22 protein-coding genes and 3 tRNA genes are annotated in these 17,229 nt (G+C 40.2%); 10 read left to right on the top strand and 15 right to left on the bottom strand.

Going from position 1 to position 17,229, the window contains the following annotated elements:
* Positions 1-90: 90 nt before the first annotated feature.
* Positions 91-1,749, bottom strand: a complete 1,659-nt coding sequence (locus tag DI077_RS02050) for an ankyrin repeat domain-containing protein (RefSeq protein WP_167837220.1) — start codon at positions 1,747-1,749, stop codon at positions 91-93.
* Positions 1,750-1,856: 107 nt separating this feature from the next.
* On the opposite strand from DI077_RS02050, the gene DI077_RS02045 reads away from it, so the two are divergent.
* Both DI077_RS02045 and DI077_RS02040 read left to right on the top strand, forming a co-directional pair.
* Positions 1,857-2,693 (top strand): hypothetical protein, encoded by an 837-nt coding sequence (locus DI077_RS02045; RefSeq protein WP_109022065.1) that lies wholly within the window; start codon positions 1,857-1,859, stop codon positions 2,691-2,693.
* Between the two features lie 58 nt (positions 2,694-2,751).
* Positions 2,752-3,606 carry an alpha/beta fold hydrolase gene (locus DI077_RS02040; RefSeq protein ID WP_109022064.1) on the top strand — a complete coding sequence of 285 codons (855 nt, stop codon included), beginning with the start codon at positions 2,752-2,754 and terminating at the stop codon, positions 3,604-3,606.
* Between the two features lie 33 nt (positions 3,607-3,639).
* Here the strand turns inward: DI077_RS02040 and DI077_RS02035 are convergent, their stop codons facing one another.
* On the bottom strand, positions 3,640-3,903 hold the full coding sequence (locus tag DI077_RS02035) for a hypothetical protein (RefSeq protein ID WP_109022063.1): 264 nt from the start codon (positions 3,901-3,903) through the stop codon (positions 3,640-3,642).
* Between the two features lie 179 nt (positions 3,904-4,082).
* Here DI077_RS02035 and DI077_RS02030 point away from each other — a divergent pair, with 179 nt between their 5' ends.
* From DI077_RS02030 to DI077_RS02015, 4 genes are all read left to right on the top strand, one after another.
* Positions 4,083-4,535: an SRPBCC family protein gene (locus tag DI077_RS02030; protein ID WP_109022062.1), complete on the top strand. Its 453-nt coding sequence runs from the start codon at positions 4,083-4,085 to the stop codon at positions 4,533-4,535.
* A 22-nt stretch (positions 4,536-4,557) separates the two neighbouring features.
* On the top strand, positions 4,558-4,869 hold the full coding sequence (locus tag DI077_RS02025; RefSeq protein ID WP_242935311.1) for an ArsR/SmtB family transcription factor: 312 nt from the start codon (positions 4,558-4,560) through the stop codon (positions 4,867-4,869).
* A gap of 79 nt (positions 4,870-4,948) precedes the next feature.
* A complete protein-coding gene (locus DI077_RS02020; protein ID WP_109022060.1) occupies positions 4,949-5,287 on the top strand; it encodes an ArsR/SmtB family transcription factor in 339 nt (112 codons plus the stop codon).
* Positions 5,284-5,775 carry an SRPBCC family protein gene (locus DI077_RS02015; protein ID WP_109022059.1) on the top strand — a complete coding sequence of 164 codons (492 nt, stop codon included), beginning with the start codon at positions 5,284-5,286 and terminating at the stop codon, positions 5,773-5,775. The genes DI077_RS02020 and DI077_RS02015 overlap by 4 nt, the downstream gene beginning before the upstream one ends.
* 62 nt (positions 5,776-5,837) lie before the next feature.
* On the opposite strand, the gene DI077_RS02010 is transcribed toward DI077_RS02015, so the two are convergent.
* Positions 5,838-7,253 (bottom strand): ferredoxin reductase family protein, encoded by a 1,416-nt coding sequence (locus tag DI077_RS02010; protein WP_109022058.1) that lies wholly within the window; start codon positions 7,251-7,253, stop codon positions 5,838-5,840.
* 144 nt (positions 7,254-7,397) lie between these two features.
* Between DI077_RS02010 and DI077_RS02005 the strand changes: the two genes are divergently transcribed.
* Positions 7,398-7,880, top strand: a complete 483-nt coding sequence (locus tag DI077_RS02005; protein ID WP_109022057.1) for a MarR family transcriptional regulator — start codon at positions 7,398-7,400, stop codon at positions 7,878-7,880.
* Between the two features lie 99 nt (positions 7,881-7,979).
* Here the strand turns inward: DI077_RS02005 and DI077_RS02000 are convergent, their stop codons facing one another.
* Entirely contained in the window at positions 7,980-8,735 is a 756-nt protein-coding gene (locus DI077_RS02000) for an SDR family NAD(P)-dependent oxidoreductase (RefSeq protein WP_109022056.1), read from the bottom strand.
* 190 nt (positions 8,736-8,925) lie between these two features.
* On the opposite strand from DI077_RS02000, the gene DI077_RS01995 reads away from it, so the two are divergent.
* Complete coding sequence (locus DI077_RS01995; RefSeq protein ID WP_109022055.1) at positions 8,926-9,819, top strand: AraC family transcriptional regulator; 894 nt, start codon at positions 8,926-8,928, stop codon at positions 9,817-9,819.
* An 8-nt stretch (positions 9,820-9,827) separates the two neighbouring features.
* Here DI077_RS01995 and tmpT read toward each other — a convergent pair whose 3' ends face one another.
* The 11 genes from tmpT to sppA form a co-directional block, all read right to left on the bottom strand.
* Entirely contained in the window at positions 9,828-10,466 is a 639-nt protein-coding gene (gene tmpT, locus DI077_RS01990) for a thiopurine S-methyltransferase (protein WP_109022054.1), read from the bottom strand.
* A gap of 75 nt (positions 10,467-10,541) precedes the next feature.
* Positions 10,542-10,940 (bottom strand): hypothetical protein, encoded by a 399-nt coding sequence (locus DI077_RS01985; RefSeq protein WP_109022053.1) that lies wholly within the window; start codon positions 10,938-10,940, stop codon positions 10,542-10,544.
* 55 nt (positions 10,941-10,995) lie between these two features.
* On the bottom strand, positions 10,996-11,412 hold the full coding sequence (locus DI077_RS01980) for a putative toxin-antitoxin system toxin component, PIN family (RefSeq protein ID WP_109022052.1): 417 nt from the start codon (positions 11,410-11,412) through the stop codon (positions 10,996-10,998).
* Entirely contained in the window at positions 11,412-11,657 is a 246-nt protein-coding gene (locus tag DI077_RS01975; RefSeq protein ID WP_109022051.1) for a CopG family ribbon-helix-helix protein, read from the bottom strand. Before DI077_RS01975 ends, DI077_RS01980 begins: the two co-directional genes overlap by 1 nt.
* A gap of 135 nt (positions 11,658-11,792) precedes the next feature.
* Positions 11,793-11,864 (bottom strand) — tRNA-His (locus tag DI077_RS01970).
* Positions 11,865-11,880: 16 nt separating this feature from the next.
* A tRNA-Arg gene (locus tag DI077_RS01965) sits at positions 11,881-11,954 on the bottom strand.
* Between the two features lie 16 nt (positions 11,955-11,970).
* Positions 11,971-12,042, bottom strand: a tRNA-Pro gene (locus DI077_RS01960).
* Positions 12,043-12,102: 60 nt separating this feature from the next.
* On the bottom strand, positions 12,103-12,768 hold the full coding sequence (locus DI077_RS01955) for a tetratricopeptide repeat protein (protein ID WP_109022050.1): 666 nt from the start codon (positions 12,766-12,768) through the stop codon (positions 12,103-12,105).
* Between the two features lie 42 nt (positions 12,769-12,810).
* Entirely contained in the window at positions 12,811-13,557 is a 747-nt protein-coding gene (gene surE, locus DI077_RS01950; protein WP_109022049.1) for a 5'/3'-nucleotidase SurE, read from the bottom strand.
* Entirely contained in the window at positions 13,558-14,169 is a 612-nt protein-coding gene (locus DI077_RS01945) for a hypothetical protein (protein WP_242935310.1), read from the bottom strand.
* Positions 14,166-15,131 (bottom strand): signal peptide peptidase SppA, encoded by a 966-nt coding sequence (sppA, locus tag DI077_RS01940; protein ID WP_109022048.1) that lies wholly within the window; start codon positions 15,129-15,131, stop codon positions 14,166-14,168. Before sppA ends, DI077_RS01945 begins: the two co-directional genes overlap by 4 nt.
* 135 nt (positions 15,132-15,266) lie before the next feature.
* Here sppA and DI077_RS01935 point away from each other — a divergent pair, with 135 nt between their 5' ends.
* Positions 15,267-15,833 (top strand): LIC10415 family protein, encoded by a 567-nt coding sequence (locus tag DI077_RS01935; RefSeq protein ID WP_242935309.1) that lies wholly within the window; start codon positions 15,267-15,269, stop codon positions 15,831-15,833.
* Positions 15,830-17,218 carry an APC family permease gene (locus DI077_RS01930; protein WP_423241780.1) on the top strand — a complete coding sequence of 463 codons (1,389 nt, stop codon included), beginning with the start codon at positions 15,830-15,832 and terminating at the stop codon, positions 17,216-17,218. The genes DI077_RS01935 and DI077_RS01930 overlap by 4 nt, the downstream gene beginning before the upstream one ends.
* The last annotated feature ends 11 nt before the right edge of the window (positions 17,219-17,229 follow it).

Raw genomic sequence — 17,229 nt, 5'->3', positions numbered from 1 at the left:
CGAGCCACTCCCCCCAACCCTAATCAGGGCGGGGGCCTTAAAGATTCGCCCGACCCGATTATGTCATATACGCATTTTATATCAGAGCAACTAACCGCCGTAAACGGCGAGTAAAGACAGAATTCTTTGAAACTTGGCTTTTTTTTCCTCATCACCTTCCAATTCCGCATTTTCAAGTTCATGAGTGGCAAAGTCCCGCCCGCTTTTACCGTTTTTTCCCAAAAGTTTCGCATCCGCTCCGGCTTCCAATAATAAAGCCAGGACGGATGTATTTCCATACCTACATGCTTCATGCATTGGCGCAAAACCTTGGTTATCCAATAGATGGATGTTGGCACCCGACTGAATGAGTTTTTTTGCGATAGTAGGCTCACAAAACATAGAACACCAATGCAAAGCCGTCATACCACTGTTAGATTGATGATCTATATTGGCATGCATAGGTAATATTGCGTCAAGAAGCAGAACCTTGTCTTTGAGTGACATTTCGTTGTTTTGACAAATTTTAAAAAGAGGGGTTTCTCCGTTTTTATCCAAAAAATTCGGATTTGATCCCTTCTCCAATAAAAGGAGCCCGCATTTCGCACCCAGTCCGTAAAATGATTCATGCAAAATGTTAAAGCCGAACGGGTTTACCTTCTCGTCCTCTACTAAATAGTCCACCGGTAGACCTGCATCCAATAAAGCGGAAAGACTTACATGGTCATCTTTTTGGATAGCAACGGAAGGATCTCTTTCCAAGGAGACAGGAGATATTTGTTCTTTATTTCCTAGAATCCTTTGGATCTCATCCGGAAATCTTTTTTTAAATACCGGTAAAAAAGCAAATTCAAGAGAAGGGTGATTTTTTATTTTATCTTCAATGATCGCCCAAATCTCGTTAGACGGCAATACATGATTGGCTAGAAAAAAGACGAGAGACTCCATCATCTTTTTTTCCGACAAAATAAAATTGAATACTACGTTTTCTTCCGTGAAACCGAACTTATGAGAATCTGAAGAGGAATCAACCACCCAAGACTCGATCAAAAGTTTGAGTAATTGAAGTTTCTCTTCTTCCGTAAGCCGAGTGAAACATTCCTGAAGATATAAAATACTTCCTGCCAAAGAATACGCTTTTGCAGATACAAAATTAGACAGATAGCTCGGAAGATTCTTATCATAACTTCCGTTCTCCAGAAAGTTGATGATATGTATCTTTTCCGCTTTATACTTCCCGTACAAATATGTTTTGTCCGGGTCGGGAAGTGCCAGATAAATAAGCCCTGTAACCGCGGATTCCGTTTCTTCCGCAACGGTTATCGAGAGTCTATAACTAGAATTAGTGGTAAAATTTCTTAATCCTAAAACCTGCCTCTGAGGGCTTCCCGGATCTCCCGGAATTACATCAAATCGGAAACCTTTGATTTTTCTCGGATACGACAAACCAAGAATGGAAATAGATAATTCTTTTTTCAAACTTCCGTCGGAGGAAGGAATGATTTCCAATTTATCCTCAATCCAGTAAAAATTCAATTCTTCGTACTTTTTCCCTTCGAACCAACCGACTACAGGATTCGTGGGTAAATCACCCGAGAAGTTTAGATCATAAGAGAATGCCGAGCCGCTTTGAGCGGAGTCGTTTTTGAAATTGAAATTATTTTCAGCACGACAAGACTTACAGAAAAATTTTCCTTTTTTTCCAAGGATCTTTGCTTCAGTAATATGATGCTGCGCGCGGCAATGAGTGCAAGTGAGAACTGCTTTCATGTCTAAGTAGATTCTAATATAAAAGATTATTTTTTCAAAACAAGCAATCCAATTTTCATTTTTTAGCCACTTGACAAACTGGAAAAAACAAATCATCTGAATCATTTATGTCCAAGAATCAATATCTTATCATTGGTGGTTCCGGAGAAGCCGGACAATCCGCCCTTCAAACCTTGCGTCATCTTGCACCGGAGGCCGTTCTCATTGCATCTACGACTAGCGAATCAAATGTGGAAGGCGCGGATATTACCTTAAAACGAATTTACGCGGATCCGAACATTGTGACCAACGTTAAAGAGCAATTAAAATCAAACAATCTCTCATCGGAATGGGAAGCTATCATTTATACACCCGCCCTCGGAGAAGTCGGATTTCCTATCAAGGCAACTACAAAAAAAGCTCTCTCCGACGCTTTGAGTATTTCTTATGATCCGATGATCCTTCTGGAAACCGAATTCAAACCGAAGATCACGGTTGCTTATTCCGCATTCTATTGGCTACCGCACACATATTCTTTTTACGGTTCTATGGGATATGTAAAAAAACAAATGGATGAATGGGCGTTCACGTCTCCACCTAACAGAAGAATCATTCGTGCAGGAACTTTTTTCTCCAAAAGTGTTAGGGGAATCTCTTTGATTTTACAACGATCCATAAAAAAAACGGATCATCAGGAAATGAACATACTGAAAGAAGAGTGGGAAAAATCAGGAAAAAAATTCCAAGATTTCTTTTTGGATTATGCTTGGATGCACGAAGAGCAAGCTTTCCAAGAAAAATTTCCGAATAGTCCTTATCGACATACTAGTAGAGACGATTTAGGACGTGGATTGAAATTAGCCTTAGAAGGCAATTCTCCCGTTGTTACCGTATTAGGCGATTGGGAATGGATGGAAGATAAAATGCCGGAACTTCCCGATTGGTTTCAATCTTCTCCGAGGTAGTTTTAGAATCTAAAAAAATCTGGACTTTGCAACCAGCTTAAAAAAATAGTCCTTCATTATGTACAATGGCGTAATTCAAACATTTCGCAATGATGAGTTCAATCTTCAATACATCATCGAAGGAAAAGGAAAACCTGCCCTGGTTGTAGGAAGCGCTCTTTATTATCAAAGAACTTATTCTCAAAATCTTCGTAATCATCTCAAACTGGTTTTTGCAGATCATAGGGGCTTCGCTCCAAACAACCTAGTGAAAGATAAAACAAAATTCGAGTTGGAATTACTCGTCGAAGACATAGAGTCTCTTAGAAAAAAACTAGATTTGGGGAAACTGATTCTTATGGGCCATTCAGGTCATGGTTATATGGCTCTAGAATATGCAAAAAAATACCCTGAAAATGTATCTCATTTGGTATTAACTTGTTTCGCGCCCAGCCATTCTTCAGAGAACCATGCGGAGTCGGATAAACATTTTGATCTAACTGCGGCGCAAGAAAGAAAGACTGCTCTAGCCAAAGGGATGAGTCAATTGGGTGACGCCATTTCCAAAGACCCATCGAAAGCATTTATCACTTTTTGCTTGTTAACTGGAGCAAAAAGCTGGTATGACTACGATTTCGATGCATCTGAACTTTGGGCGGATGTGGAAGTAAATATGACTATGTTCGATTATGTTTGGGGAGAGATCTTCAGGGACATTGACATTACTAAAGGATTGGAAAAAATGGATGTTCCCGTTTTTTTAGGTTTGGGGCGTTATGATTACCTGGTTCCTCCGGCTCACACATGGGATGGAATAAAAGAAAAATTCAAAAACCTTACCTATCATATATTTGAAAAAAGTAGTCATGCAGTTCATTTCGAAGAACCAGAGTTATTCGATAAAGTTCTTATCGAATGGCTGAAAACCAATTGATAAGAACTCTTTTCCAATCATCTCCTCCCTGATTTAAGTTCCGTCATTTTTTCTTTCCGGCGGTTTGATTCCGCATTTCTCAAATGCGGCCCTAGCCAGTTCCGGATCTCTCTTCGTACTTTCCGTCGGTTTTCCGAGATTTTCATCCAAACATTTCTTTTGTTCTTCCGTTAATTTTCCTCTAGGTTCCCGCCCTTCCCGTTCTCCGTTTTTACCTTCTTTCCCTTCCCAAGCAAAGATTGCAAAACTCAAAAATAGAACGACCATCAACTGAGTTGTTCCTAGTACTGCTTTCATCAATTCTCCCGTTCAATTCCAAAGATTGAAATCAAATACATATAAAAGAACCCTTTGATGGGCAAAAGGTTCCCGAAATTCCGATAAAGATAAATTTTATTTAATTTCGAAACAATACGCAACAAAAAGGTTGCCTTTTTTGGCTGAATAGTTATTATGCAATCAAAAGGTTGCATAATATGAAAGATCGTATTGAAAAAAATATCGAACTGAAAGCGCCGATTTCACGGGTCTGGCGTGCACTAACGGATCATCGGGAATTTGGAGAATGGTTTCTGGTGAAACTGGATGGCCCCTTTGTCCCCGGCCAAGTTTCACGAGGGTATATCACTTACCCGGGTTACGAACATATTGAATGGCAGGTTACCGTACAAAAAATGGAACCGGAACAACTCTTTTCATTTACTTGGCATCCTTATGCAATCGATCCCAAAATCGATTATTCCAAAGAAATACCTACAACAGTGGAGTTCAGATTGAAAGAGATCCCCGGAGGCACATTACTTTCTCTCACAGAATCGGGCTTTGACCGAGTGCCAAGTGATCGTAGATTCGATGCATTCCGTATGAATGAAGGTGGCTGGGAAGAACAGATGAAAAACATAGAGGCTCATGTCGCGCGCCGTCCGTAAAAGAACTTCCCCTAAACGGAAAATGCATGCACCCGTTTTTGCGGCCCTCGGTGATGAAACAAGACTATCCTTAGTTGCAAAACTTAGCGAAGGCCGGCCGCGCTCCATTTCTCAGCTTACGGAAGGTACAAAACTTTCCAGACAGGCAATCACCAAACATTTGCTAGTATTGGAGGGTGTAGGCATCGTACGAAGTGTTCGAATCGGCCGGGAAAGTCTGTTCGAATTTGACTCGGAGCCGATAGAAGAAATCAAAGAATACTTGAATCAAGTCTCACAACAATGGGATAAAACTCTACTTAGATTAAAATCGTTTGTAGAGAATGAGGATTGACCTTCTTTGAAAGCATCTACAAAAATAAACGGTCATAAATAAAATTGACAAAGTATCCGTTCCGAAAATAGTTAGGTAGATGCCTAACAATTCTGAAACTATCAGCGCTGTTTTCCATTCCCTTGCAGACCCTACCCGCCGTGCCGTGATAGAACGACTCAGTGAAGGTCCTGCTGCGGTAGGAGAATTAGCCCGGTCATTCAATATGGCATTGCCCTCTTTTATGCAACATCTGTCCGTGATGGAAGAATGTATGTTGGTGAAATCATATAAAACAGGGCGAGTGCGAATTTACCATCTTGTTCCCAAACAACTCAAATTAGCGGAGCATTGGATGACAGAACAACGTTCTATTTGGGAAAAACGCCTGGATCAACTTGATAATTTTTTGTATAAACTAAAGGAGAAAGAAAAATGAAAGAGCAGAAACTAGATCCGAAACTTGACCTTGTCTTGGAAAGAATTGTAGATGTGCCAAGGGAATTGGTATGGAAAGCATGGACCACTCCGGAACATATCAAACAATGGTTTACTCCTGTACCTTGGCAAACCATAGATTGCGAAATCGATCTTCGCCCGGGTGGGATTTTTTACACTGTTATGCGTTCACCGGAAGGTCAGGAATTTCCGAATATCGGTTGTTATCTGGAAGTGATTCCGAATGAAAGGCTCACCTGGACCGACAGACTTTTACCGGGCTTTCGCCCTTCTGCTCATAGCATCAACGATCATCCGTTCTATGTTACGGCGATCATTGCATTGGAACCACACGAAAAAGGTTGCAAATACATCGCAACAGTCATGCACAGTGATGAAGAAAGTCGCAAAAAACATGAAGACATGGGTTTCCACGAAGGATGGGGAATCGCGCTTGATCAATTGGTTGCATTTGTTAAAAAACAATGAAATTACCGGCCGTATCCCGCAAAGATGGAGGGTACGGTCGTATTTTTTTTAACGATAACATACTAACGCATGCTGAAACTATCATAATGAAAATCATTTATATCAAATCCCGCTGATTTCAATCCTTTCATTATATATTTTGCAAAATCGCCAGGACCACAAAACCAAATGCTTGAATTATTAAAATTGCCAATTGTTGTTTTGAGTCTGTCAATTGTTAAGTATTCCTTTTTATTTGAGTTTAAATGATAAAAGTTGATTCCGTTTTTTTCACATAAGGATTGCAACGAGGAAGGAAATTGATTATCCAAATCACCGCGGGTACAATACCAAAAATCAATCGGCTTTTTTGTGCCTCCCTGGTTTGATAAATACTCCAAGCGCGCGATAAATGGTGTGATTCCTATCCCTCCTGCAATCCATATTTGCCTTTCGCTATTATCTTCAAATTTGAATTCACCGTAAGGCCCTTCTATTTTAACATATTGTCCGACTTCAATACGATCGTTTAATTCTTTGGTAAAATCACCTAAACCTTTAATGGCAAAACGTAATATATGCGGATTAACTCCTGAAGATGCAATAGTAAAAGGATGGGGTTCTTTGTTATGTGCAAATTGTAGGAACGCGTATTGTCCTGCCTGATGCAGGAACGGTTTATCCAATGTTTGCAAGCGGATATCAAGTATACCATTTTCGTGAAGTTCAATATTTTGAATCACCGCTTCCACTTTACGCGACTTGCCGATTTGCTGAAACAATCCTATAATTGCCGCATAACTACCGATTGCTAAAAGAATAAGCAAGAAATAAGCGGCAGGACTGGTGAACCAATGTTCTTTAAGCGGAGCGGTAGCAGCATGATATGCGAGCAAAAGAAATACGCCGGGAAAAATCTTATGAGTAACACGAAAGAAACGATAGGAGATTCTATCGAATAGAGCAATGGTAACGAGTATTATAAACACATAAAACAGTATTTCAGCGATCAAAGTACCGCTTTGAAAAAGGGCAATTTCCAATTCGGAGAAACCACTGCTGTCTCCCAATTCTCCCGGATTCGGAATTATATTCAATTCTACCAACCAATGAGGAACTGTTTCGGTAGACCAATGAAGTATTACAAATATAAGAGAATAAATCCCTGTCCACTTATGCACTATATAAGCCTTATCCAATCCTCCCACCAGTCGATTAATTCGTTCAAAACGTAAGGAAAGGATCACTGACATTACCATTAGAGACATCGCACACAATCCTGTTAGATAAACAAACTGTTCACGCAATTCCCATCTGGAAGGATCATTGATCAAATGAATCGGTCCCGGCGAAAACCCAAAAATTACGCATCCGATGAATAAAGAACCTATGATCCATTTCTTTTCGGACATTCTCTGTTTGATGATTACATTGGTGATATTTCCGATTACCCGATCGATTAAGCTCTTTTCGATTTTGACATTGAAATCCGGTTTCATAAGCCCTCTTCATTATTGTTTCCATGGATACAATAATGAATGGAGTATTCCAAAATATTGTTTCCCCGTAAACAATATTTTGAATTGACATCATAATATTTCACGATTTACGATTTCGTAAGGAATTTTTCCAAAGGAATAGGAGTGAAAAAAGCGAATCCGGAAATCCAATCTATGATCCAAAAACTGATTTTATTACAGGATCATAATCGCAACTTTGAAGAAAAACATCAGAAAGTAATTCTGCGAATGCTGACCGCACGCGGTGCGAGCCCCGAGATGGTCCGGAACATTTCTCTTTCGGAACTGCATGTGATTGATTGTATCGGAAGTCATGAAGAGCCCAACGTAACGTTTATAGCCGAACAAACGGGCATGACGAAGGGAGCCGTCTCAAAAATCGCATCCAGAATGGTGGATCGAAAGTTCATCGAGGCACGCAAGCGGGACAACAATAGGAAAGAAATTCTTTATTCCCTGACTAAAAAGGGAAAGGTCGCTTTTGATATTCATAAAAAATTTCATGACACAGAAAATAAAAAGCTTCATGAAATTTTTGCAAGTTTCAAGCCGGAGGAGTTGAAAATCATTGATAGGTTTTTTAACGATATCCTCTCGGATTTCTAATCCGATTGCACGGCCACATACAGTATCAGTTGTTAGCTGAATATATTCCAAAACTGTAAATGGCCCATGCCCAATGTAATTCGAAAAAGCTGTGCAGGCTTAAAGCAAAAAACCACCCGAAATTTCAATATCTTGAGCTGTAACCCAGCCGAAGTCATCCGATAACAAGTTTGCAATGACCTTGCCGACATCATCGGGCTTAGCAATTCTACCCAGCGCAGTCTGCTCTGCCAAGGGTTTAATGTATTCAGGATGTTTGTCAAAAACTCCGTCACCAAAATTACTGTGAACCGGGCCGGGAGAAACCGCATTTACGCGGATTTGTCGTGGGGCAAGTTCTTTCGCCAAATAACGAGACCAAGTTGATAAAGCTGCTTTCAATGATCCGTAAGCGGAATATCCCGGAGGAGTTATGGAACTTGAGTTACTTGAGGTATTAACAATTCGTCCGCCGTCTTCGATTAGTTTGACGAGTTTCTGTGTTAAAAAAAACGGTCCCTTGAAATTCGTATTGAGTATGTTATCAAAATAATCTTCGGTCATATCGGTGAACATCATCCCGCCACCGATTCCACCGTTATTCACCAAATAATCGAAAGTTTTTCTTTGCCAAACTTCTTCGAGATTCTTTTTCACAGCCGTAGTGAAATCCTCGAAAGTCGATTTTTGGCTCAGATCCAATTTTAACCCTACCGCACGGGCGGTGCCGTTTTTTTCGATTTCTCTAATGACATCCTCAGCGCTCTTCTGATTGGAATGATAGGTAAGAATAACACCGATTCCACGTTTGCTCAGTTCAAGAGCTGTGCTTTTTCCGATCCCGTTACTCCCACCTGTGATGATTGCTACTTTCATAAAATTCTCCTTAAATCAGCAATGATTAATCATCATTATAGGTGATTTCAAAAAACGAAGAAGATCCGATTGTACTTTTTTATTGCCTAATAATACCGATCGATGAATTTCATTTGAATAAATATCTTGTTTTTTTTGATTTTTTGTTTCATAAAAAGCCTAAAACTATCATTTATGGTATCATAGCAAAATGAAAGAGATTTTGAACGAGATCAGTCAACTAACTTCTAATGCCAAAACCGAGCCAACTGCAACGGATTTGCCGGGCGTAGTGATCATCAAAGGTGAGGTGCCTGAACATCAACTTGCGGCAATCTATGAACCGATGATTGGCGTAATTATTCAGGGAAGGAAAACGATTTCGATCGGTGACCAAGTGATCAATTTAAAGCCGCCCGCCTATTTCGTTGTGCCTATGGAAATTCCTGCAACAGGACGTGTACATCAGGGCCCGAACGGACTTCCGTATTTATCTGTGGGTCTTTCTATAAATCAAAACTCGCTATTGGATTTGCTGAAGGATCTTCCCGATGATCTTTATGAAGAAAAAGTTACTACTGAGTTTGCAGCTTGTGAAGCGACAACGGATTTTCTCGAAGCATGGTTACGAATGTTGCGGCTTCTGAAGACTCCTGAACATATTCCGGCACTTGCTCCTGTCTATGAACGGGAAATCCTTTATCGAGTGCTTCTTGGTCCGCAAGGGTGGCGTTTAAGACAAGTTTGTCGAACACAAAAGGGACCAAGTATCAACCAAGCCATTCAATGGATTCGGAAAAATTTTACTAAGCCAATGGAAATAAAACGTATGGCTGCGAAGTCAGCCATCGGAGTTACTACGTTTCACCGCCAATTCAAACAAATAACCGGCTTAAGTCCCATTCAATTTCAAAAACAATTAAGGCTACTTGAAGCAAGAAAACTTTTGGTCTTTAGCGGCTATCCGGTATCGCATGCCGCTTTTGAAGTCGGTTACGAGAGTGTATCGCAGTTCAATCGTGAATATTCCAGATTCTTCGGCACGCCTCCTGCCAGAGACGCTTCGAATCTAAGACAAATCGAAGTTATACGAAATATCGCATAATATATGCATTAGTCGTTTCGCAAGAGCCATACATTCTCTTTTGCCGGACATTTTCCTTTCAATCCACCGGGTACGTCCCTACTTTCAATGAAAGTTAAATTATAAATACCCGCATAGTGTTGCTTCACTTCCTCATTGCTGATCGAAAAGGGAGGACCTGCTACCAAGTTTTGATCGTATTCGTAACAAATGAGCAACTGAGGTGCCTTAGCAGAAATCCCGGTTAAATGCCCGGTGTATCTAGTTCGCATCTCAAGAGGCAAAGCCACTAAGGCAGCTCTGTCGTAAATTGCATCGATTGGGCCTAATATCTCGGCGGATAAATTGAATATATCGCCTACAAATATATCGATACTTTCTGCGCTGTAGTGATCCATTTCTCCGACTCTGGATATTTTCGGTTCAACTCCCAGTCCAGCGAACAATTGCTCAATGGCAATTTTACTCAATTCAGCACCTGCAACGCGATAGCCATTGGAAATGAGCCAAGGGATATCAAGAGTCTTGCCGCATAACGGTAAAAATACGCGACTACCTTTTGGTAAAGAGAGTTCCTTGAAATATTTTAACAACAGGGGGTTGGCTTCGCTTTCGTGAAAAGCGATTTCATTTTTTCCCCATTTTTGGTGCCAGAAACTTGCTTCCATAATAAATCCTTTAGAAATATACTTCCATAGAACTCACGGGTGATCAACCGTAAAAGATGCTCCGCTTCCGAAAGCTCAGGGCTTCTTCGGATTTAGAATGGAAAGTAAAAACTTGACTTCCAAATAAGCCAATCCGATAACATAAAGTCCTTCCAAGCCAAGGTGTAATAGTCCGAAGATAGAAGAGATATCCTGCAAATACCAGACTTGAGTAAAACAATGTCCTGCCCAAAGAGAGTTCGCTATAATAAGGATGATAACAAACTCATTTTTAATATAATTTCCAGATAACAGACGAAAGCTGATAAATCCGGAATAACATCCGTATAAAATATTTACAAAGCCGATGAATAAAATCAGTGCGCTAGACAAATGATACCATTCGGAAAGTAAGGAAGACAAAGCGAGTGTGACGATTCCACCGATGAATGCGGAAATTGAATCGGCCAATATGATATTGTTTGGTTGTTTCATATATAAGTTGAAATTTGGGTTTCTTACAAGAACGACCGCAATCACAAAAAAATATTTAGTTTTGTTTTTCTTTAATCTTCAAATACTCATCAGGTGAGATGATACCAAAATCTTTGATCCTTTTTAAAGAAAGTAAATCTTTATCTCCGGAAATAATATAATCCACCTTTGCGGAGAATGCAGCTCCAAGAATATGATAATCATTTCTATCTCTTAACTCTAAATAATCGGAAATAGGTTTATTTTTAATTGAAACCGTAATATCTCTGATTTCGGAAAGGACAATCTGAATGAAATCATCATTCAAATTAAATTTAGGTTTAGAAAGAGTAGATTCAATCTCATCCAAAATTTCCCTTGAGATGAAACCTGTATAAATTTCATCTATGAGATCTTGAAAAATCTCTCTAGGTTTACCTTTAAACAAAATCGCAGATATATAGATATTCGTATCTAAAAGAATTTTGAGCATTAAGAAACTTTTCTTTTACTTCGAATCGACTTGATTTCATCCAAGACGTCGTTTTCCGAAAAGGTCTTCTTACTATTGGAATTTGCAGTAAAATCAAAGATAGTTTGCCATTTGGACTTTTTTTCTATATAGGCTCTCGCCGCCTCACGAATCAGCTCCGATCTCGATCTATGTTCTTTCTTAGCAATTTTATCAATTTCCTTTAAAAGAGTTTTTTCAAAAGAAATATTAACAGTCTGATTCATGATTTTTAAATATATACAAAGATTGTATGAGGGTCAAATAAATTTCACATTTGTTACGATCGTTCAGACCCCAACTTCTTTATGTTAAATCGAAAATAATTGGATTTGGAATCAGCTTTGCTGATGATTGAGGTGGGTGGATGACGGGATTCGAACCCGCGACGACTGGTACCACAAACCAGGGCTCTACCGCTGAACTACATCCACCATATCTGACTGAACTTGACCCGAGAGGGATTCGAACCCCCGACCAACGGCTTAGAAGGCAGTTGCTCTATCCAGCTGAGCTACCGGGTCAGATAGAACAACTGACTCGGGATGACAGGATTTGAACCTGCGACCCTCTGTACCCAAAACAGATGCGCTACCACTGCGCTACATCCCGAAAGTAGTTCTGATTCTCCAGTTTTTTGGCAAGAAGTGCCGTGTCAACAAAAGGGAGAGATTATTTTCGCAAACTCTTCAATCTCTCCAAAAGAACGGGGTGATTTGGGTTTTGTTTCAAACCTTTTTGAAAGGCTTTCCAGGCAGATTCCAGATTTCCGGATTTTTGGAGCAAAAAACCGAAGGAATCCAGGTAAGCAGGATTTTCAGGATCGTACATCAAAGCCTTTTTCAATGATTCGATTGCTTCTTTCTTTTCCGCTTCGGTCGGATGTTCTTTCAAAGCCAGAAGATAACCTAACGAGTTTAAGCTGTTCCTGTAATCGGGCGTACCTTGCAGAATCCTTCGGTGAATTTCAATCGCTTCATTCAGACGATGAGTGTATTCATAAATATGAGCCAGGAAAGAAAGCAACTTAGGATCATTCAAAGACAACTTTAATCTTTCTTGAATGAGTTTTTCGGCGGAATCCCAATCCTTCAATTCAATATAAGAAAATACCTTCAAACGATATACGTTGTCGATTTCGATGAACTTGGGATATTCCTGAATGATATGATCGAAAACCTGAATGGATTTTTTGAAATTTTTTGTCTGAAAACAACATAATGCAAAATTATAATGCAAAACAGGATCGTTTGGAGAATTGTTTATTTCTTTATCAATCAGGGTCAATGCCAAAGCATAATTCCCTTTTTGCATATAACCGACGTAATCTTCTGCCATCTAAGTTATTTACCTTATCATCAATAGGAAACGGCCGGATATTTATTTGGAAATCTTTTTTATTCCGTCCAAACGGGAATAATGAGTCAGATCCAACTGAATTGGGGTGACAGGAAGTTTTCCCTGATAATAGGCTTCAAAATCGGTTCCCGCATCCTGGTCATGCCCCAGAAGACTTCCGTTCAATTGAAATTCACTGACTCCACCGATGATTGTTTTTTTATCGTATTTTTCCGTATAACGTCTACGACCGAGTCTGGCAAATACCAATTGATCCAATCCTCCATTTCCGGCAATTTCAGGAGGAAAATTCAAATTCCAAACTTCTCCGGGAGCAATCTCTTTAAAATATAAATCCAAAAACTCACTTACCAATACTGCTTCTTTTTCATATCCGTCTTCCGGATCAATCCTTCCCGAACTCACCGCCAAGGAAGGAACTCCGTGCAAAGCTCCGTGTTTTGCGGCACCGACAGTGCCTGAGTAATGAACATCGTAACCCATATTCACTCCTCGATTGATTCCGGACAATACCAGATCAATAGAAGGAAAAATCTCGGCATACAATCCTATGTTTACGCAATCCACAGGAAATCCGTCGGCAATGTAATGATTGTCATTGATTCGCTCCACTCTCATGGATTGAAAAACAGTAAGTGCCATGGAAGTTACGGAACGTTCTTTGAGAGGTGCAATCAGAAATGTATTGTGTTTTTTTCCTAATTCGGATTCGAGAGCTTTGATTCCACTGGAAGAAATTCCATCATCATTGGTAATCAATATATTCAACTAAAAATCTCCAGCTAATGACTGCAATATGGTTGTGGCCGTGTAAAGATTGAACAATAAAGGAAATAAAATACTCAAACCGAGTGCGGTGTATCCGAATTTGAACGCATCTTTATCTTTTAAATCGTAGATGTATTTTGCACCACGACCCACAAGAAGCGAATAAACCAGTAAATGAAAAATCAAGACCAAAAGTCCGATCCCTCGTCCGCCGAAGCCAAGGTTTTGCAAAACGGTACAAAATGGCGCAAATAAAATAAAGATTAAGACCGAATGACGGGCATAGCTTAGAAAAACACTAACCTTTGCATTGCGCCCTTTCCCTTGCGCGTAATAATCGAAAATGATTACAAATATAAAGGGAAAAAAGCGAACCGCAATCAGGTTGGCAAAAAAACCGAAAATCAAAAATCCGATCGTACCTATTGTGTAAGGCGGTGATAACAAACTCATCCCGGTCGCAATACTGAGCGCGGAAAGTATGGCAAAAGCCCAATGCGTGGAGTTTCCCCTCGCCAAAGGGATTTCTTTCATCTCTTCCGGAAAACGAAGCGGTTCGAGGAATACTATTTCCAAAAGATCGACAAAATCATAAAACAAATCCCGAATCATAAGCTCAATTTTCCAAGAGAACTGGGTAAAATCACAAGCACTTGCGATTGGAAAAGCAAACTCAACTTATGCGCTTGCAATGCTTTCCCTTCAAAGAGAACTCCTATTGATTGCAAAAAGCGATCGAAGGGAGTGATTTCTTTTTCGATCAGAGGAATTAAGCCGTCGTAAAGGCAAAGCTCGGAAAGTTTTTTATGAGCTTCCCTTCTTCCTCCGATATCATCCACCAGTTTGTTTCGAAACGCATCTTCTCCCGAATAGATTTTACCTTCCGCAAGTTCTTCCACCGACTTGACGGTTTTGTTTCTGCCTTTGGCAACATCCTCAACAAACCGACGATAGGTGTCCGTGAGTTGTTTGTTGATCATTTCGTCTTCTTCCAGAGTGGAATCCCGGAAAGGAGAATACATGTCTTTGTATTTTCCCGCTTTATAAGTTCGAACGGATACTCCGTAACGATCCATTAGCCCTTTAAAATTGGGACTGAAGGAAATCACTCCGATGGAACCGGTAATGGTTCCGTTATGAGCAAAGATATAATCCGAAGCCGAAGCGATATAATAACCGCCGGAAGCGGCAACATCCTTCATAGATACGACTATCTTCTTGGTTTTACGAAGTTCCAGTAGTTCGTTGAATATTTCCTGGGAAGCGGCAACCGTTCCGCCGGGAGAATTGATTTCTACAAGAATTCCTTTGATATTCGAATCTTCTCCGATATCACGTAACTCACGTAAAACGGTATCCGCACCGGTGGAATCGTATGTGGATTCGCCCGAATGGATTTCTCCGCCAATGTTGAGAACAACCGCACCGATTTCGGAAGTTTGGAATAATCCTCCGCCTGTTCCTGCGGAAAAGCGGCCGGAGCCGGAGCTTGTGGCGATTTGAACAATGCCGAGTAAAGTTGCTACGGCGCTAAGTAAAAAACTGAGAAAGAGAAGTAATTGGTTTCTTTCCATGGGACTCCCCCCAAAAAAGCCGCACAAAACAACCAGTCAACTTTAATAATACTTTACATTTTTTCAAAAAAATATATCTTTTTCTTGTACGTAGCTGCCGACAATTAGATTGGTAGTTTCAGGGTTTCTTTCTCCATGAAATGGGGACATAACCCGATTATCAAGGAAGGTAAGGACATGGATGTTCGTCTCAACCGGCTTCTCAATTCTGCAGAACGATTTGTTCAGGACAAAAAGGAAGTAAAAGACTCAAATTCTTCGGGAGCAAACGCAAGTGCGAAAACTTCCGAAACAAAATCGGATTTTGCTGTCAGCCTTCCCGTCCAGTACCACAACATCCAATCAAAACTGACGGAATTACAAAGACAATTGTCCAAGGAACAATCTCGTATGAGTTTCCTGGAAGATAATAACACCAAACAGGAAGACCTGATTCACATTCTTTTTGAAAACGAACCCTTGTTTCCGGAACTTGCAAACGCAGAAGGAAAATTTTCCAAGAAAGATGCGCTAGCGGCAACCGGATCCGGAATTCGTGCTTTGGTGGAAGAATTGAAAAAGAAAGAAGTAGAAGGAGAAAATATTTTCTCTCTCGGCATGATGCATAGCCCGGAAGAATTCAAAGGGAAAATGGGGGATGTATCTCCTTATGCGCAAAAACCTCTTTCTGAAACTGTTGTAAAACGCCTGCTAGGCGGATAAGCCTGGAGCTAAAACGTTCTCTCAATCTTTTTGACTCCATCTCTTTACTTTTTTCTTCGATGGTGGGGTCGGGAATCTTCTTTACATCCGGTTTTCTTTTACAGGAAACGGGAAATCCCTGGATCGTATTAATCTGTTGGGCCTTAGGCGGTTTACTCGCGTTATGTGGTTCGATCACCTATGCTTATGCTGCACGTTTGCTTCCTTTTGCGGGAGGGGACTATGTATATTTAAAAGTGGCTTATTCCCCTCTTTTGGCATTTGTAAGCGGATGGTCTTCCCTACTTACTAATTTTTCCGCCTGCATTTCCGTATTGGCTCTCGCCTTCGGAAAATATATCTGCATTTTGTTCCCCGATATCCCGATTTGGAATTCTCCCACCTATAAATTCTTGGGTGTGGATTTTCAAATCGGTACTTCGACTTTCATCGGCGTTGTGCCAATCGTATTTTTCAGCATACTTAATTTTTTCGGAATCAAATCGGCAGTTCGGGTTCAAAACTTTTTTGCAGTAGTTAAAATCATAGGCTTGGTTCTGTTTTTGATATTCGGTTTTTCTCTGGGGAATGCAAACTGGGGTTATCTGTTAAACGCACCTTTTCCCGATTTTCAATCTTTTTCGTTTTTATCCAAACTTTTGATCGGAATCGTGCCAGTATCTTTTTCCTATCTCGGTTGGAACATGATCACCTATATAGCCGAAGAGGTAAAATCCCCCGAAAAGAATTTGGTTCACTCCGCAACGACCGCCTGTTTACTTGTAACCGGCTTGTATATTTCCCTGAATACTTTGTTCCTAGTATCCGCGCCTAGCGATGTTTTGTCAGGACAAGATGGGATCGGAGCGATCGCCTTTCAAAGGTTACTCGGCAGCCATTTATCCATTCTCACAACCGGTTTTATTTCCTGGGTTATTCTAGGATCACTCTCTGCGATCATCATCGGAGGTAGCAGAGTTTACTTTGCAATGGCAAGAGATCGTGCGTTTTTACCGAGCTTTGCGAAAGTTCATAAAAAATACCACAGTCCTTATGTTTCCATTTTTTTTCAATGTTTGGTAGCTATCCTATTTTTATTAGTCAAAGAAATAGAAGCACTACTTTATATGATCACTTGTTCCATATTGGTATTGTCTTGTTTGACGGCGCTGACTCCATTCCGGTTTGAAAAAATGGGATTCAAATCCGAATATAAAATTCCTTTTTATCCGATTCCGATCATCATCTATGTAGTTGCAAACATTGCAGTTATGATTGTTTTATTTAAGGAAAAACCTGTGAACGCATTATGGGGATTAGTGATTACGCTCAGCGCAATTCCCGTTTATTACGGCTTTAGGTTAAACAAAAAAATTACGATACAAAAAGAGTTCCACACTCGATGAAGGAGACAGAT

The organism is Leptospira kobayashii (assembly GCF_003114835.2).
In the GTDB taxonomy this organism is placed as follows: Bacteria; Spirochaetota; Leptospiria; order Leptospirales; family Leptospiraceae; genus Leptospira_A; species Leptospira_A kobayashii.
The sequence above is the reverse complement of the archived record's forward strand: the minus strand, read 5'-3'. Positions and strand labels throughout refer to the sequence as shown.

Coding starts and splice junctions, on each gene's coding strand:
- DI077_RS02050 (WP_167837220.1), bottom strand. CDS start 1,749: ATGAAAGCAGTTCTCACTTGCACTCATTGCCGCGCGCAGCATCATATT.
- DI077_RS02045 (WP_109022065.1), top strand. CDS start 1,857: ATGTCCAAGAATCAATATCTTATCATTGGTGGTTCCGGAGAAGCCGGA.
- DI077_RS02040 (WP_109022064.1), top strand. CDS start 2,752: ATGTACAATGGCGTAATTCAAACATTTCGCAATGATGAGTTCAATCTT.
- DI077_RS02035 (WP_109022063.1), bottom strand. CDS start 3,903: ATGAAAGCAGTACTAGGAACAACTCAGTTGATGGTCGTTCTATTTTTG.
- DI077_RS02030 (WP_109022062.1), top strand. CDS start 4,083: ATGAAAGATCGTATTGAAAAAAATATCGAACTGAAAGCGCCGATTTCA.
- DI077_RS02025 (WP_242935311.1), top strand. CDS start 4,558: ATGCATGCACCCGTTTTTGCGGCCCTCGGTGATGAAACAAGACTATCC.
- DI077_RS02020 (WP_109022060.1), top strand. CDS start 4,949: ATGCCTAACAATTCTGAAACTATCAGCGCTGTTTTCCATTCCCTTGCA.
- DI077_RS02015 (WP_109022059.1), top strand. CDS start 5,284: ATGAAAGAGCAGAAACTAGATCCGAAACTTGACCTTGTCTTGGAAAGA.
- DI077_RS02010 (WP_109022058.1), bottom strand. CDS start 7,253: ATGAAACCGGATTTCAATGTCAAAATCGAAAAGAGCTTAATCGATCGG.
- DI077_RS02000 (WP_109022056.1), bottom strand. CDS start 8,735: ATGAAAGTAGCAATCATCACAGGTGGGAGTAACGGGATCGGAAAAAGC.
- DI077_RS01995 (WP_109022055.1), top strand. CDS start 8,926: ATGAAAGAGATTTTGAACGAGATCAGTCAACTAACTTCTAATGCCAAA.
- tmpT (WP_109022054.1), bottom strand. CDS start 10,466: ATGGAAGCAAGTTTCTGGCACCAAAAATGGGGAAAAAATGAAATCGCT.
- DI077_RS01985 (WP_109022053.1), bottom strand. CDS start 10,940: ATGAAACAACCAAACAATATCATATTGGCCGATTCAATTTCCGCATTC.
- DI077_RS01980 (WP_109022052.1), bottom strand. CDS start 11,412: ATGCTCAAAATTCTTTTAGATACGAATATCTATATATCTGCGATTTTG.
- DI077_RS01975 (WP_109022051.1), bottom strand. CDS start 11,657: ATGAATCAGACTGTTAATATTTCTTTTGAAAAAACTCTTTTAAAGGAA.
- DI077_RS01955 (WP_109022050.1), bottom strand. CDS start 12,768: ATGGCAGAAGATTACGTCGGTTATATGCAAAAAGGGAATTATGCTTTG.
- DI077_RS01945 (WP_242935310.1), bottom strand. CDS start 14,169: ATGATTCGGGATTTGTTTTATGATTTTGTCGATCTTTTGGAAATAGTA.
- sppA (WP_109022048.1), bottom strand. CDS start 15,131: ATGGAAAGAAACCAATTACTTCTCTTTCTCAGTTTTTTACTTAGCGCC.
- DI077_RS01935 (WP_242935309.1), top strand. CDS start 15,267: ATGAAATGGGGACATAACCCGATTATCAAGGAAGGTAAGGACATGGAT.